Annotated in this window: 13 protein-coding genes and 1 pseudogene; 4 read left to right on the top strand and 10 right to left on the bottom strand. The window is 42.0% G+C overall.

The window, feature by feature from the left end; translation table 11 throughout:
* Positions 1 to 252 precede the first annotated feature (252 nt).
* The 3 genes from G601_RS0103025 to G601_RS0103015 form a co-directional block, all read right to left on the bottom strand.
* A complete protein-coding gene (locus tag G601_RS0103025; protein WP_207638009.1) occupies positions 253 to 1,239 on the bottom strand; it encodes an alpha/beta fold hydrolase in 987 nt (328 codons plus the stop codon).
* A 183-nt stretch (positions 1,240 to 1,422) separates the two neighbouring features.
* Positions 1,423 to 2,841: an MATE family efflux transporter gene (locus G601_RS0103020; RefSeq protein WP_035790229.1), complete on the bottom strand. Its 1,419-nt coding sequence runs from the start codon at positions 2,839 to 2,841 to the stop codon at positions 1,423 to 1,425.
* 318 nt (positions 2,842 to 3,159) lie between these two features.
* A complete protein-coding gene (locus tag G601_RS0103015) occupies positions 3,160 to 4,341 on the bottom strand; it encodes an MFS transporter (RefSeq protein WP_026664436.1) in 1,182 nt (393 codons plus the stop codon).
* A 223-nt stretch (positions 4,342 to 4,564) separates the two neighbouring features.
* Here G601_RS0103015 and G601_RS0103010 point away from each other — a divergent pair, with 223 nt between their 5' ends.
* Positions 4,565 to 5,362 (top strand): AraC family transcriptional regulator, encoded by a 798-nt coding sequence (locus G601_RS0103010; protein ID WP_242834370.1) that lies wholly within the window; start codon positions 4,565 to 4,567, stop codon positions 5,360 to 5,362.
* Between the two features lie 35 nt (positions 5,363 to 5,397).
* On the opposite strand, the pseudogene G601_RS21680 reads toward G601_RS0103010, so the two are convergent.
* The 6 genes and pseudogenes from G601_RS21680 to acgA all read right to left on the bottom strand — a co-directional run.
* Positions 5,398 to 6,105, bottom strand: a pseudogene (locus tag G601_RS21680) (DUF1848 family protein); the annotation flags it as partial.
* Between the two features lie 42 nt (positions 6,106 to 6,147).
* On the bottom strand, positions 6,148 to 7,017 hold the full coding sequence (locus tag G601_RS0103000) for a Sir2 silent information regulator family NAD-dependent deacetylase (protein WP_081673354.1): 870 nt from the start codon (positions 7,015 to 7,017) through the stop codon (positions 6,148 to 6,150).
* Complete coding sequence (locus tag G601_RS0102995; protein WP_026664433.1) at positions 6,968 to 7,741, bottom strand: protein-ADP-ribose hydrolase; 774 nt, start codon at positions 7,739 to 7,741, stop codon at positions 6,968 to 6,970. The genes G601_RS0103000 and G601_RS0102995 overlap by 50 nt, the downstream gene beginning before the upstream one ends.
* A 12-nt stretch (positions 7,742 to 7,753) precedes the next feature.
* Entirely contained in the window at positions 7,754 to 8,329 is a 576-nt protein-coding gene (locus G601_RS0102990; protein WP_035790228.1) for a nitroreductase family protein, read from the bottom strand.
* A complete protein-coding gene (gene acgM, locus G601_RS0102985; protein ID WP_026664431.1) occupies positions 8,323 to 9,384 on the bottom strand; it encodes a radical SAM/SPASM domain protein, ACGX system in 1,062 nt (353 codons plus the stop codon). The genes G601_RS0102990 and acgM overlap by 7 nt, the downstream gene beginning before the upstream one ends.
* 101 nt (positions 9,385 to 9,485) lie before the next feature.
* The gene (gene acgA / locus G601_RS0102980) at positions 9,486 to 9,689 is read right to left on the bottom strand and encodes an ACGX-repeat peptide (protein ID WP_026491804.1); all 204 of its coding nucleotides are present in this window, start codon (positions 9,687 to 9,689) and stop codon (positions 9,486 to 9,488) included.
* Between the two features lie 206 nt (positions 9,690 to 9,895).
* Here acgA and G601_RS0102975 point away from each other — a divergent pair, with 206 nt between their 5' ends.
* Entirely contained in the window at positions 9,896 to 10,225 is a 330-nt protein-coding gene (locus G601_RS0102975) for a winged helix-turn-helix transcriptional regulator (RefSeq protein ID WP_026491803.1), read from the top strand.
* Positions 10,226 to 10,705: 480 nt separating this feature from the next.
* On the opposite strand, the gene G601_RS0102970 is transcribed toward G601_RS0102975, so the two are convergent.
* On the bottom strand, positions 10,706 to 11,977 hold the full coding sequence (locus G601_RS0102970; RefSeq protein ID WP_026664430.1) for an ATP-binding protein: 1,272 nt from the start codon (positions 11,975 to 11,977) through the stop codon (positions 10,706 to 10,708).
* Positions 11,978 to 12,398: 421 nt separating this feature from the next.
* Here G601_RS0102970 and G601_RS25980 point away from each other — a divergent pair, with 421 nt between their 5' ends.
* Positions 12,399 to 12,566: a hypothetical protein gene (locus tag G601_RS25980; protein WP_155829454.1), complete on the top strand. Its 168-nt coding sequence runs from the start codon at positions 12,399 to 12,401 to the stop codon at positions 12,564 to 12,566.
* 19 nt (positions 12,567 to 12,585) lie between these two features.
* Positions 12,586 to 12,960, top strand: coding sequence for a hypothetical protein (locus G601_RS0102960; protein WP_026491801.1), 375 nt, complete (start codon positions 12,586 to 12,588; stop codon positions 12,958 to 12,960).
* Positions 12,961 to 13,062: the final 102 nt, after the last annotated feature.

Here is a 13,062-nt window from a genome sequence, read left to right as displayed (position 1 = left end):
TGGAAATCAAATAAAATTATTTTGATAGATAAAGGTGATCACATATTGGTGTGGTCACCTTTTTTATTTAATAGAGAAGTTGAAGTCGTTTAAAAATCGATCAGTACGCAATGACAGTCTGATTCGTAATCAAAATAAGAATGGGCTTCCTTCTCTCATTCTCATATAACAATATACCACTCGTATTCATCAAGAGTTTTCTGGCCATCCAAGAAATCTTTCACATATTACAGGCAGCCATCAGGATATCCTTCACATCTCATGGCAGCCATCCAAAAACTCCTTCACATCTTTTGCAAATTCCTCCGGATCTGCACAATGTGCATCGTGTCCGAATCCTTCCAGTTTATACATTTTCTTCATGGGAGCGCTGATAGCCTTAAGGTACTGCTCTGCTTTTTGTACAGGGCACACCCAGTCCTCTGAGCCGGATATCAGGCAGACCGGCATAGAAAAATCCATAGATTCCTTGCATGCATCAAAGGAGAGCACAAAGTCAAAGAGTTGCTTGTTCTTGTCTACATATTTATTAATATCTCCCATTTGGAATAAAAACCACCGCAAGTCATCTATACCTGCGTAGGGAGAAAATAGTGCCAATCCAAACTGATCTGCATGTTTTTCCACAGGATGATAGATTGAAGTTTGATTTCGAAGTGAGAGCAAATTGGGAATCCCAGGATTCTGGCAATATTCTTCATAGGCTTTTTCCATAGCGGAAGTATCATCTCCGGCAGCCATCGCTTTTTCCATGGCATCATCGTAACTGTACATATCAGCATCTGCCAGGGATACCAGCTGTCCAATTCCTATATATGCCTGTACCTTGTCTGCATGTGCCTTTGCATAGACACTTCCCAAAACTGTCCCATAAGAATGTCCCATAATAATGACTTTTTCCTGTCCAAATCTGTCGCAGGCGTAAGAAACAAGCACGTCCAAATCCTCCAAAGCCTGTTCAAAGGTGGCTGTCTGATTATCAGGATCAGTCTTTTCATTTTTAAAATAAGTTCTTCCGCATCCTCTCTGATCCCAGGCAATAACTGTATATTCATCGGTGAGGTAATCTGAAAAACAATAGCTTATAAATGTATCCGGAGAAGAAGGTCCTCCATGAAGATAGATAATCACCGGATTCGATGTGTTCTCTCCCATCATCGATACATATTGCTGCTGTCCATTAATATCCAAATATGTAGTTTCATTTACACCACCTTTGTACATCATCTTATGGTGCATATAATTGGCAGTTCTAAAAAAAAGTATAATCAGAATGCCTGCTAATATAAGAATCATTAAAGCAATAAGTATAAATTTAGTGATTTTTCTTAAATTGTTACTATTTGCTGTTTTCATTTTTTCTGTATCCCCTTTAGCACTACTTAGTTGTTATCCTTTTCCTATAGTACTCCTCTACTCTTATCATATTATCTTCCGGTCTCTCCATTTTCCGCTTCTGAAGCGCCATATATCCAGCGCAGCCTTTATGCACCAATCAAGTACCATAGCAAGAGCTATTCCTATGACACCCATTCCCATCCACAAAGCAAGGATAAATGACAGAGCCGTCCTGCATACAACCGTAGCAAATATAGACGCCCACATCGTAAATTTCACGTCCCCTGCAGCTCGAAGACCGGATGAAAGAGGTCCGGAAAAGGGCTGAACCAGCGCGGAAAACAGGTTGTGTATTGCAACTATTATCAGTATCAGGCGCTTTGTCTCATCGGAGAGATTATATAAAGTAAGCAAAATCGGAGTCAGCGCCATTACTATAACATTCCAGATGAGCGCTAGTAAGAGCGACAGCCTCGTGAGCTTTTTTATATTCCATTTTGCAGCTTCATAGTCACCTGCTCCTACGCACTGTCCGACTACTGTGATGAACACCGTTCCCATTGACATGCCCATGCATGCAGCCAGTGACCAAAATGTCTGTCCTGTGGTATTTGCTGCTATCTGCGAGGTTCCAAAGGTTGCTGTAAGCATACCAAGAACAACCTTGGCAGCCTGAAAAAGGGTGTTTTCTATTGAGTTCGGAATAGCCACACCTAATATGCGACCTGCCATGGGAGTATCAAGGCGAAGTGAATCCCGAATCTTTATACTGATTCTGGGATTACTCATTGCTTTTATTTTTTTCAAAAGATCATCAGAAGCCTTTGTCTCTATGCACAGGGATGTCATAATAACTGCAGCCACATACCATGAAATCGTAGTAGGCCATGCAACTCCGGCAGCACCGGCTTTAAGTACAAAGATTCCTATCGCATTTCCCACAACATTAACAAGGTTTGCTACAAACGAAACCCACATGGTTACTCTGGTCTGTCCCATTGCACGAAAAACTGCAGCCCCGGCATTATAAACAGCATTCGCAGGAAAAGACCAGGCCACAATCCACATGTATATCTTGCATGCTTCCAGGGTATCTGCCTCTGCCTTAGGATACATTGTCTGAAGAAGAGATGATCCGAAAAAAAGCATCATCACCATACATAGCAAAGAAAGTGCCCCACCTATAAAAAATATCTGAGAAGCGGATAAATCTGCATTATCCTTTTCCTTACTTCCTATGTATTGGGATACAACTACCGATCCTCCTGCGGAGATAGCTGTAAACAGATATATGAAAATGGTGTATACCATGGTATCAAGCCCTACACCGGCAACCACAGCTTCACCTGCATAACTGACCATCATGGTATCTGCAAGTCCTACCACCATCTGCAGAAGCTGCTCTATAAGGAGCGGTATGATCATCGCCTTTAAAGCAGCATTATTAAAGCGTTTACGGTCATCCGGTAAATATTCTCTTGGTTCTATTATCCTCTCAAGCATAGTAATGTTTTCATATGAACCACATAAGTCACTTGTAAAAGTTAATTCCTCTTTACAATGCTTATGAATGACACAAATCCATTGTAAAAAGTTAATTCCACTTTGTAATGCTTATGTATCACATATGAAAAACCTCCATTTCCTTTGTCTTCTATACCATGAATATGATATCATTTTTTCGAAAAGAATCGCCCGTGAGAATAGTTATGAAATAATCGAAGTTAATTACAAATTCCCTCATAAAGCACGTGAGATTATGAACGATACGATCAGGATGCAGGAGGCTTTTGAAACAGCCGCCGCTCATATCATTTACGCTCAGTTATGCCTTCCTGTTGCTTTACTCATTATGAAAAGCATAGCTATAAGAACTATCGGGAAAATAAGCCCTACTCCCATGCCGGCTCTGATATCATCCCCGGCATACTGTGTAACCTTTCCCACAATAGCAGGTCCTATACTGCCTCCAAGGTCGCCAGCCATAGCAAGGAGTGCAAACATCGCTGTTCCCCCTGTGGGAAATTTCTTAGATGAGATGCTTATTGTTCCCGGCCACATTATTCCAACAGAAAAACCGCATAAAGTACATCCAATAAGACCTATGATCGGATTCGCTGAAAGAGATGCCATAAGATAGCAGGCAACGCAAAGAACACCTGAAGCAACCATGAATTTCATCAGATCAAGCTTCTCTCCATACTTTCCATAAATGATACGGCTTATTCCCATAGTAACTGCAAACATACATGGCCCCATAAGATCACCCAGAGCTTTAGACAGCCCAAGGGCAGCTTCAGCATAAGCAGATGCCCACTGTGCCATGGAAAGCTCTGATGCCCCTGCGCAGACCATAAGACATATCGATACCCAGAAGAGCGGTCTTTTTCCCAACTGCCTTATGCCCATCCCTTTACCGTCCTCTACTATCGGGACTATCGGACATGTGGCAAAATTGTAAATATTATATGCCGGTATCAATGCCCAGAGAATTGCCAGCCATCTCCAGCTGTCCATCCCAAATAACGCAAAGAAGGCAGTTGATATCACTATAGTTCCCACAGCTCCCCAGCAGTAAAAGGAATGCAAAAGGCTCATCGTCGCTTCTTTATTTTCAAAAGGACAGGCCTCAATAATTGGACTGACCAACACCTCGATAAGCCCGCATCCCATGGCATATACTGTTACACTGATAAGTATTCCTGCAAATGCATTTGGTAACATATCCGGCAAAAAGGCAAGTCCTATAAGCCCGGCAGCTGAACAAACTTCCGATATTACTATAGAAACCCTGTATCCTATCCGGTCAACGAACTTTGCACAGAAAAGGTCTATAAGAAGCTGTGTAAAGAAATAAACGGTTGATATAAGAGCAATATTTCCAAGGGATATCCCATAATCTTTGTGAAACTTCAAAAATAAAAGCGGTGCGAAATTTGCTGCTATTGCCTGTGTTATAAAACCAAGATAGCAGGCAAGTTTTGTTTTTCTGTAATCAGACATTTCGATTCCTCTCTATTAGACTATTTTTCTTACTATTGGATTATATGGTATAATTATAGGAAATACACTAGAATAAATCGTATTGTTTTTGAACTATATCGTAAGAGAGGTTCTCGCATTGTTTTTCAGCAATTCCTATCCACACATAATCACAGATGACAACCTGATGGAAACAGCCAGCCATGGCAGCATTGATTATCCATTTCAGTTCTATTATGAAAACATGGAGCAGTTTGATTTTAACTGTGTTGACTGGCACTGGCACACTGAACTTGAATTTGTCCTGGTTGAAAGCGACTATGTGACCATGTGGATAGGCGATCAGGAATTAACTCTATCGGAAGGCGACGCAATATTTATAAACACAAAAATGCTGCACAAGTTTCATTCGTCCTGTGCAGCATCCATACCCAATTTCCTTTGCATGCCATCTTTTATTGCTCCCGAAGGAAGCCTGATCTACAAAAAATATGTGTTTCCCATAATAAACTCAAATATCCAGTATCTTGTTTTTAATAAGGCAGACCCGGCAAGCACTCCCATCATTTCTGACTTTCAGAAGATTATCAGCATCCATAAAAATGAGAAAGATAATGAACTTCTCGTCTCTTCTCTCATGCAACATTTATGGCTGAACATACATAAAAGTATTGACTTTGACTGTCTGGACGAGAAGCAGAGTTCATCCGCTGCTTCCCTGTCGAGGCTTCAGATAATGATGCAGTTCATCCATGAACATTATACCAAAGAAATCACTCTTGAAGACATCGCTGCCAAGGCCAGTATAAGCAAGAGCACTGCGCTGAATCTATTCAACAAATATCTTCATATTACGCCTGTAAACTATCTTATATCTTACCGGCTTAAAGTTGCTGCTGCAAAACTATCTGATACCGAAAAGAAAATTAATACCATTTCTACGGAATGTGGATTCAACAGTATTGACTATTTTTGCAGAGTCTTTAAGAAACAATATCATATTTCCCCTGGCAAATACCGCAAGAACAAACTCGGAAGATAGAATCCGGAGTATTTATCTTGCGATATAATATACCATCATATCTCCAGTCTCATCTGAAGATCTATCCAGCTTTTTTGCTCCGCCTCATGGATCACATCCCCAGGCAGATTGTTTCCGATCAGAAATGGCGACTTTGGATCGTGCTTCGTCATATTCTCTCTCACAAGTGCTGCATTCATATTGGCATAACAGTACCTGCAAAGATGTCCACAGGTATCATATGCTCCAATATCTGCACCCAAAAGGCAGGCGCATTCATTGTTCCTCTGATTCTTGTTTCGTTTAGGAACATCGAGTCTTGCATGGAGAGCAGTCTCAAAAGTCTTTACCGTCATACAGCCGGAACAATCTGCACCATATGATGCAAGATCATCCCCCTCAGCACACGGTCTGATGATCATATCATGCTGTTTTGCGATCTCAATAAAAGCTTTGCCGATCGTCAGTCTGTCCTTCTTAAAAACCACTCTTGCATCCGGGAAGTTCCGCTCCACCTTCTTATAGATATCGATGAAGCTGATCACACAGGTCTTCGTGTATCCGGACAGTGTTGCGGTCATCTGCTCGAATTGATCTATATGCCAATCCACAGAATGCTTATCATCCACAAAGATCGGATCATATCGCCAACCAACGCTGTCTACACTGACGATATCAGAAAGCTTCTTAAAGTCTTCCATCACTTTCTGCATGTCCAGCACATTAGGCTCGATATCCTTCCCATACGGCGTAATGGTAACGAACCAGTATTGTCCGTTCGCATCCCCGTATTTATGATCATGAAATCACTTCCTCAATTCGTCTATTACCGTACCGATATCCCCATCGATACAGATGGCCTGCTCTCTGATATCCTCCGGGCAGACTGCTTCCCCGTAATTGACACAGACATATGTTGCATCCGGATTATCTGCAGTCATCTGCCAGAAAGGATACTTGATGATTCCCGGAGTATTATATCCCACGCCCAGTTCCAGATACAGGATCTTGCCGTCATGACTGTGCAGAAAATCGCGATACCTCGCAGCCGCTTCATGCCAGCCTTCATCTTCTACAAACTTATCGTCAGATCTTAAGTTCATCGTAAGAGGCTTACCGCACTTCGGACACTTAGGGATCAGATCTGTCGGGATCTTCATATCCTTTTGCTGCTCCACCATGTTTCTAACCATCTCTTCATTTTCATAGGTCACATCCGAGCACGGTTCACTGCATTGGAAAAGGCCGTAATCACCCTGGGTATAAAACAGCCTCTTCTTATCAAATCCGGCCTTTTGGAAGCAATGGTCCACATTTGTTGTGATGACGAAATAATCCTTATCCCTTACCAAAGAAAGCAGATGCTCATACACAGGCTTCGGTGCGTCCATATATCTGTTGACGAAGATGAACTTTGACCAGTAAGCCCACATCTTTTCCGGAGTCTCATAATGATAGAAGCCACCGGAGTACATATCCTTAAAACCATACTTCTTCCCGAATTCCGAGAAATGCTTCTCAAAGCGCTCGCCGTTATAGATGAATCCCGCCGAAGTTGAAAGCCCCGCTCCTGCTCCGATCACAATAGCATCAGCTTCTTCTACCGCCTTCTTTAATCTCTTTATCTCATCCGAGTAATTCGCGGTAGATTTCATAATCTTTGTCCTTCCAAACATTAAATATCACCTCAATTCCGTTACCATATTCCTTCCTGTATTCCTTTACAATATGAACTGCGATCTCTGCCGCACGTTCATTCGGGAACATGAACACTCCCGTGGATATACAGCAAAACGCTATACTCTTCACGCCATTCTTTTCTGCCAGTTCCAAACACGATCTGTAGCATGATGCCAAAAGTTCTTCATGCTCCTTTGTGAGCTGACCTTGCACGATCGGTCCGACTGTATGCAAAACATATTTACAAGGCAGATTGTATCCCGGTGTGATCTTTGCCTGTCCGGTCGGTTCCTCATATCCCTGCATCTCCATGATATCAGCGCAGGCATTTCGTAGCTGAATCCCAGCATAGGTATGGATACAGTTATCGATACAGTTATGACAAGGCTGGTAGCAACCGGTCATCCCGCTGTTAGCAGCATTTACGATCGCATCACAGCGAAGTGTCGTGATGTCTCCCTGCCAGAGATAGATTCGATCTTGTATAGGCTGCAGATCATTAAGATCCGTAATACCTTTTTCTTTCGTAGCCTCCTGCAGGTATTCATCCTGAACTTTAAGAAAATCCTCACTGATTTTTCTGGGCACGCGTACATTGAACAGGCTGCGGAGAAGTCGTTTCTGTTCCCCGGTTTCTTCAGGAATTTCCATGTCTTTATATCCTGGCTGCTCAGCCAGGAGTGTTTTTATCAGATATTTTCTCTTCTCTCCCTGTTCCATACCAACACCTTCTCACTCTATGATCTGAACTCTGCCGGGTTTTCTCGGCTTGCTGACCGGCTGTTCTCCGTCGATATATCCGAGAACCACAAAGCCTTGACATATATAATTATCAGGTACGCCCCATTCTTTCATAAGTGCCCAGCCCTCTTCACTGTCAAAAGTCTCTTCGCCCCTGGAGATGATGCAGGATGCGATGCCAAGCTCTGTAGCCTGCAGCACAATGTTTTCTGCCATGCAGAAAGCGTCCGCAGTCTTAAACAGGAAATTTCCCTGTGAAAAGATTGCTATAACTGTCGGTGCTCCGTAGAAGCCATCCTTCATTGTCGGATCATCAATGACACTGGGCTGCTCCTTCGACACATAAGAACCAACAAGGTTTCCCCTGTTAAACTTCGCAAGGTTCATGATACCAAGCTTTCTTGTCAGCTCCTTATTGTGAAGAGCCACCATCATGCTGCGCTGCCCTCCGCCTGCATTCGGCGCATAGTTTCCTGCTTCGAGAATCTTCTCAAGATCCTCACGACTGATCTGTTCATCCGTATACTTCCTGATCGAATGTCTGCTCTTAATGATATCCATCAACATGATAACACCTCCCCTGTGATCTCGTTCTTTATTTTCCAGCACTGCGGATCCGCAGCGTAAAAATCTCCGTTTGTTCCTTTTGCGACTGCAGGACATCCCCTGCACCAGGGCTTTAGTTCGCACTTGGAGCATTTGCTGAATTTTTCATACTCTCTGTACCTTTCCATCTGACAAACCCAAACATCCGCAAGTCTTTCTTCAAATACGTTTCCCACTTTACTCTCTGCTACTCTTCGGCATGCATAGATATCGCCATTAGGAAGGATCGTGATATGGCAGTTTCCGCAGTTACATCCGCCATATATCATTCCCTCTTTTGCGCTCTTGGGAATCTTAAACTCACCGGTCTCATATTCATAAAGCGTCCAAAGGTGTTCCTTCTTGTTAAAGTATGTCTCACAGCCTTCCGCTTCATATTCCTTAAATTTCTTATCACATACGGCAAGCAGTTCTCTGTATTCCTGCGCAGTCATGGATGCATCCAGGTCTCCGCCGCTCGGTACATACCGTGAAAAAGCGAATACGTTAGCACCTGCCTTTACCACTTCATCAATGATCCCCGGAACTTCCATGCGGTTTGTTTTTGAAACCGTAGTCATGATAACGCTTCGGATCCCTGCCTTATTGATGCATGCGATCTTTTCAAGCGTACAGTCAAAGGAGCCCGGCTTTCTGAACCAGTCATGTGTCTCACGGAGCCCGTCAAGGGAAAGCTGGTACTTCTCGCATCCATAACCTTTCAGCTCCATGCAGACCTGATCGTTTAGGTGGAAAGGGTTTCCAAGAACCGTAAACTTGATCTCATGTTCTTTCAGGAGTCCAAGCAGTCTCCAGAAATCCGGATGCAGGATTGGATCTCCGCCCGTGATGTAGAAATACGGTGTACGGCCATACATTTCACAAAAATCAAGGCAGTTGTAAAAGGTATCCTCCATCTGTTTCCAGTTCATGGACTGCAGGCAGGTGTGATTCCCTGCTGAATAGATGTAACAATGCTTGCATCTTTGGTCGCATTCATCTGTTATATGCCATTGAAAAGAAAAGTATGGCTTCATATCTGTATCCCTCCATATCGTAAACAGCACGTAAGCTGATGATCTTCTAAAATGATCCCCCGGCTTTTGACTGCCTGGGGGATCAACATGGTATGTCTTTCTTATTTGTCCCCTGCTCCGCAAGCTGCAGGTTTCTCTTCTGGCTTATCTGCCGCCCCACATGCTGCAGGTGTTTCAGCGGGCTTATCTCCTGTACCACAAGCTGCGGGCTTCTCAGATGCACCACATGCTGCCGGTTTGTCGGATGCGCCGCAAGCACTCCCTGCCGTGTTTTCGTTCCATCCTGCAATGTTTGATAATGCCATGATATTTACCTCCGTTAAGTTGATTTCAGTAGGCCCTATTGCCTTCCTGTTATCATGATTATCGCAGAGGCCGGAAACCATTGTAAGTACGCACTTTTTTATTAGATAGTTACCTTTTTGTAACCTATTGACTGTCAGACGCCATAACAGTAAAATTTATATGTAACATTCAAATTTGAAGTTTTGATAAAAATGAGGTGTTATCAATGAAAACAAAAGATGAATTACCTGATTGCCCGGTAGCTACAACGGTCAGCCTGATCGGCAGCAAATGGAAACTGCTTATCATGAGAAATCTCCTTGTCCGCCCCTGGCGTTTTAACGAATTACAGAAATCCCTGGATGGAATCAGTCAGAAGGTGCTTACAGACAGTTTGCGCTCCATGGAGGCAGACGGCATCATTACCCGTACCGTATATCCCGAAGTTCCGCCCCGTGTAGAATACGCATTAAGCGAGCTTGGTGAGTCCATGCGTCCGATTATAAAGTCCATGGAAGCTTGGGGAAATAACTACAAACAGGGACTTGAAGAATAAACGCAAAATGACGGTCATGAGTTTCTCATTTCCGCCATTTGTTATTTTATCTTCCGATAAAATTCCGATATTATTTCCATCTATAACTCTTCTGTGAAACATTCCCGGAAGGTCGATATTACTTGAAAAATTCTTACTTTCAGCTTTTTTCGTGTAGGATTTAGCAGCAATATTGTCTTTTCTACTTGTCCCAGCCTCGGTTTTAGTATTTATCAAGTAATTTCTGCCTTAGTATTAGCTCTTTCCTACGAGTCTTATCTATTCTTAAGCAATTTACACGTAGTCGATAGCTTTTAGGTGGTCATTTCCTACGCGAGAAATCCCTGCTTGACCATTTATCGCGTAGTTATTGCCCGAATGGCAATTAGGCTACTTGACCTTATTTGCTTTGTGTCATTCGACGTGTAGTTCCGCTTTTCATCCCCACTAATTCATTAAATCCTTTCGCAAACAAACGGTGTGAAAGGATATAATATTCAATCAGAATGCTGCCCCCATAATAAACTTATAAACAGGTATCACTTCTATAGTAAGTCCATCTTTTGTAATCGTACGTTCTTCCTCATTAGTAACTATAATAAGGCGACGTATTCCCTTTGTTTTCTCTGCCAAAGATACAAGGCTCTTAGTCTCTCTGTCTTCTGCCGTTTCTAAGCTGTAGGCAACCTGAATTGCGCAGTCTTCTCCCGGAATAAAGAAATCAATATCTATTCCCGTCTGCGTGGATTTGAAGTAATATACTTCTTCGCCAAACCTACGCTTTAAATATATTGCAACTGCATTCTCCAAAAGCGCTGATGGTTTATCTACAAGGAACAATGACAAAATGCCATTATCATAAAAATAAAACCTTGGAGTGCTCTCTTTTTCTGCAAACTTCGAAACATAATTCCTGTTTCTGAACAGGAGATATGCGTTTTCAGCGTACGAAACGTAGTCAATCATCGAATCTGTTGATGTCTTAATTCCTGTTGCTTTTACATTCCCTGCCAGCGTATTGAAAGAAATTTCATGCATTACCGTTTCAGCTATTTTCTTTATCATAAGCCTGAGGGCCATCTTATTATTCACTTTTTCACGCTCTATAACGTCTCCAAGGAGAACCTTCTCATAGACACTCTTAATATATTCTCTTTTGTTGGATAAAAGCTGCGCTTCAGGAAAGCCACCACTCAAAATATATTCCTGGCATCCTCTGCGAACCTTTGCCACTTTGGACGTTGTCAGAAGTGCCTTTTCGTCATGAGCTATCTCCTTGTAATCCAGTGACTCACTAAGAGAAAAAGGCATGATCATTTTGGACAAATATCTGCCTCCAAGAGCCTTTTCCATTTCAGAGCTAAGCATCTTAGCATTGCTTCCCGTAATGTATACGTGCTTTTTCTGATCAGCCATTCTTCTGGCAAAATGTTCCCAGCCATCAATGATCTGAATCTCATCAAAGAAATAGTATATCTCTTTGGCATCTGTGAGCTCATAAGCAGTCTCTACGATGTCATTAAAGTCATCCTTTGAAAACCCCAAAAGTCTGTCATCCTCGAAATTGACATAAATTATCTGAGACCAGTCGCATCCCGCTTCAACAAGTTCTCTGGCTATTTTATATAAAAGTGTCGATTTTCCCGCTCGTCTAAGCCCGACAAGAATATAATTGACATTCGTTTCGAAGTCATAGTCACGTTCTATGATTTCAGCACTTTGAATTATCTCAATCTGATCTAAAATGACCCGTTTCAATATATTATGATTCATGTTCGCCTCCAGTTATCATATTGATACGATGATCTATGTTAATTTTATCGTGTGCGCACGACATAATCAAGTATTTTTATCTTGTCAATAAGACGAACATGTAATCCCACAGAACTCATATCCTTGTGACTGTGCTTTAAACTGCAAAACTTCATTGAAGATTGTTATTTGGGTTCAAATAATTCTCTAAATTCATTTCTGCCCGGAACCCATTATTATTTCTTGCAACACCCTCGTCATGACAAAGTACAAAATCTAAATTTTTTATAAATTCTCATATGTGCATAGTAATATTTTTTCTTCATACTTTATAAATGTTTTATCCTACTGCCCAACTTTGTACATATTTTTGGGATAAGATTTTCAAAACCAAAAGTCTGAGTGCAAATACCTCGGATATTTTAGTATGGGAGGAAATTACATGGAGAATAAGAAACCCTTTGACACAAAAAGTCCAAAGATCATAGATACGATAGAATGCAATGGCAAATATAAAAATGTTTCTACAATACAGGGAAAGATCATCGCAGCCGGTTCTGTTCTCATAGGAATAGCTGCTTTTATTGGCGTGCAGATTTTCTGCCTTTAAGCTGCAAGAGGAACTTATCATGAAGAAACAGGTCGTGTACAACATCTCGAAGGAGCAGATTTATTACATCGAGGAGTATACCTTTACCATTGTCTATGGTAATACCCTGTACTGGCTATACTCCGAGCGGATGCCTATGCTACTGCCCTTTCTTTCGCAGAAGAAAAAGGATAATGTCTCTCTTGAAGAAATGCTTGAGTACTGTAAGAACCAGCAAATCCAGATTTATCCCATGACCTTCAGAAAGCGAAAGCTGATGACGAGCATTGCATCCTATTTTGAACTCCTAGACATGAGAAGGCGCGGACTCCTTATTCGGAGCGGATTTCTGGCAAAACTCATAATAGAATATTCCAAATACTGCATTGCAAGATATCCGATGCATATAAGATGAACGCATGCTCATATTTAATAGACTTTTTAGATATTCAGATAATCGCTGTCATCAAAATGAAAAAACACATGAAAAAATGCAGCAACCAAAACAGCGAGAATG

The organism is Butyrivibrio sp. FC2001, from assembly GCF_000424125.1.
In the GTDB taxonomy this organism is placed as follows: Bacteria; Bacillota; Clostridia; order Lachnospirales; family Lachnospiraceae; genus Butyrivibrio.
The sequence above is the reverse complement of the archived record's forward strand: the minus strand, read 5'-3'. Positions and strand labels throughout refer to the sequence as shown.

Coding starts and splice junctions, on each gene's coding strand:
- G601_RS0103015 (WP_026664436.1), bottom strand. CDS start 4,341: ATGTCTGATTACAGAAAAACAAAACTTGCCTGCTATCTTGGTTTTATA.
- G601_RS0103000 (WP_081673354.1), bottom strand. CDS start 7,017: ATGTTTGGAAGGACAAAGATTATGAAATCTACCGCGAATTACTCGGAT.
- acgM (WP_026664431.1), bottom strand. CDS start 9,384: ATGAAGCCATACTTTTCTTTTCAATGGCATATAACAGATGAATGCGAC.
- G601_RS0103025 (WP_207638009.1), bottom strand. CDS start 1,239: ATGCACCATAAGATGATGTACAAAGGTGGTGTAAATGAAACTACATAT.
- G601_RS0102970 (WP_026664430.1), bottom strand. CDS start 11,977: ATGAATCATAATATATTGAAACGGGTCATTTTAGATCAGATTGAGATA.
- G601_RS0103010 (WP_242834370.1), top strand. CDS start 4,565: ATGGAGCAGTTTGATTTTAACTGTGTTGACTGGCACTGGCACACTGAA.
- acgA (WP_026491804.1), bottom strand. CDS start 9,689: ATGGCATTATCAAACATTGCAGGATGGAACGAAAACACGGCAGGGAGT.
- G601_RS25980 (WP_155829454.1), top strand. CDS start 12,399: ATGGAGAATAAGAAACCCTTTGACACAAAAAGTCCAAAGATCATAGAT.
- G601_RS0102960 (WP_026491801.1), top strand. CDS start 12,586: ATGAAGAAACAGGTCGTGTACAACATCTCGAAGGAGCAGATTTATTAC.
- G601_RS0103020 (WP_035790229.1), bottom strand. CDS start 2,841: ATGCTTGAGAGGATAATAGAACCAAGAGAATATTTACCGGATGACCGT.
- G601_RS0102995 (WP_026664433.1), bottom strand. CDS start 7,741: ATGGAACAGGGAGAGAAGAGAAAATATCTGATAAAAACACTCCTGGCT.
- G601_RS0102975 (WP_026491803.1), top strand. CDS start 9,896: ATGAAAACAAAAGATGAATTACCTGATTGCCCGGTAGCTACAACGGTC.
- G601_RS0102990 (WP_035790228.1), bottom strand. CDS start 8,329: ATGTTGATGGATATCATTAAGAGCAGACATTCGATCAGGAAGTATACG.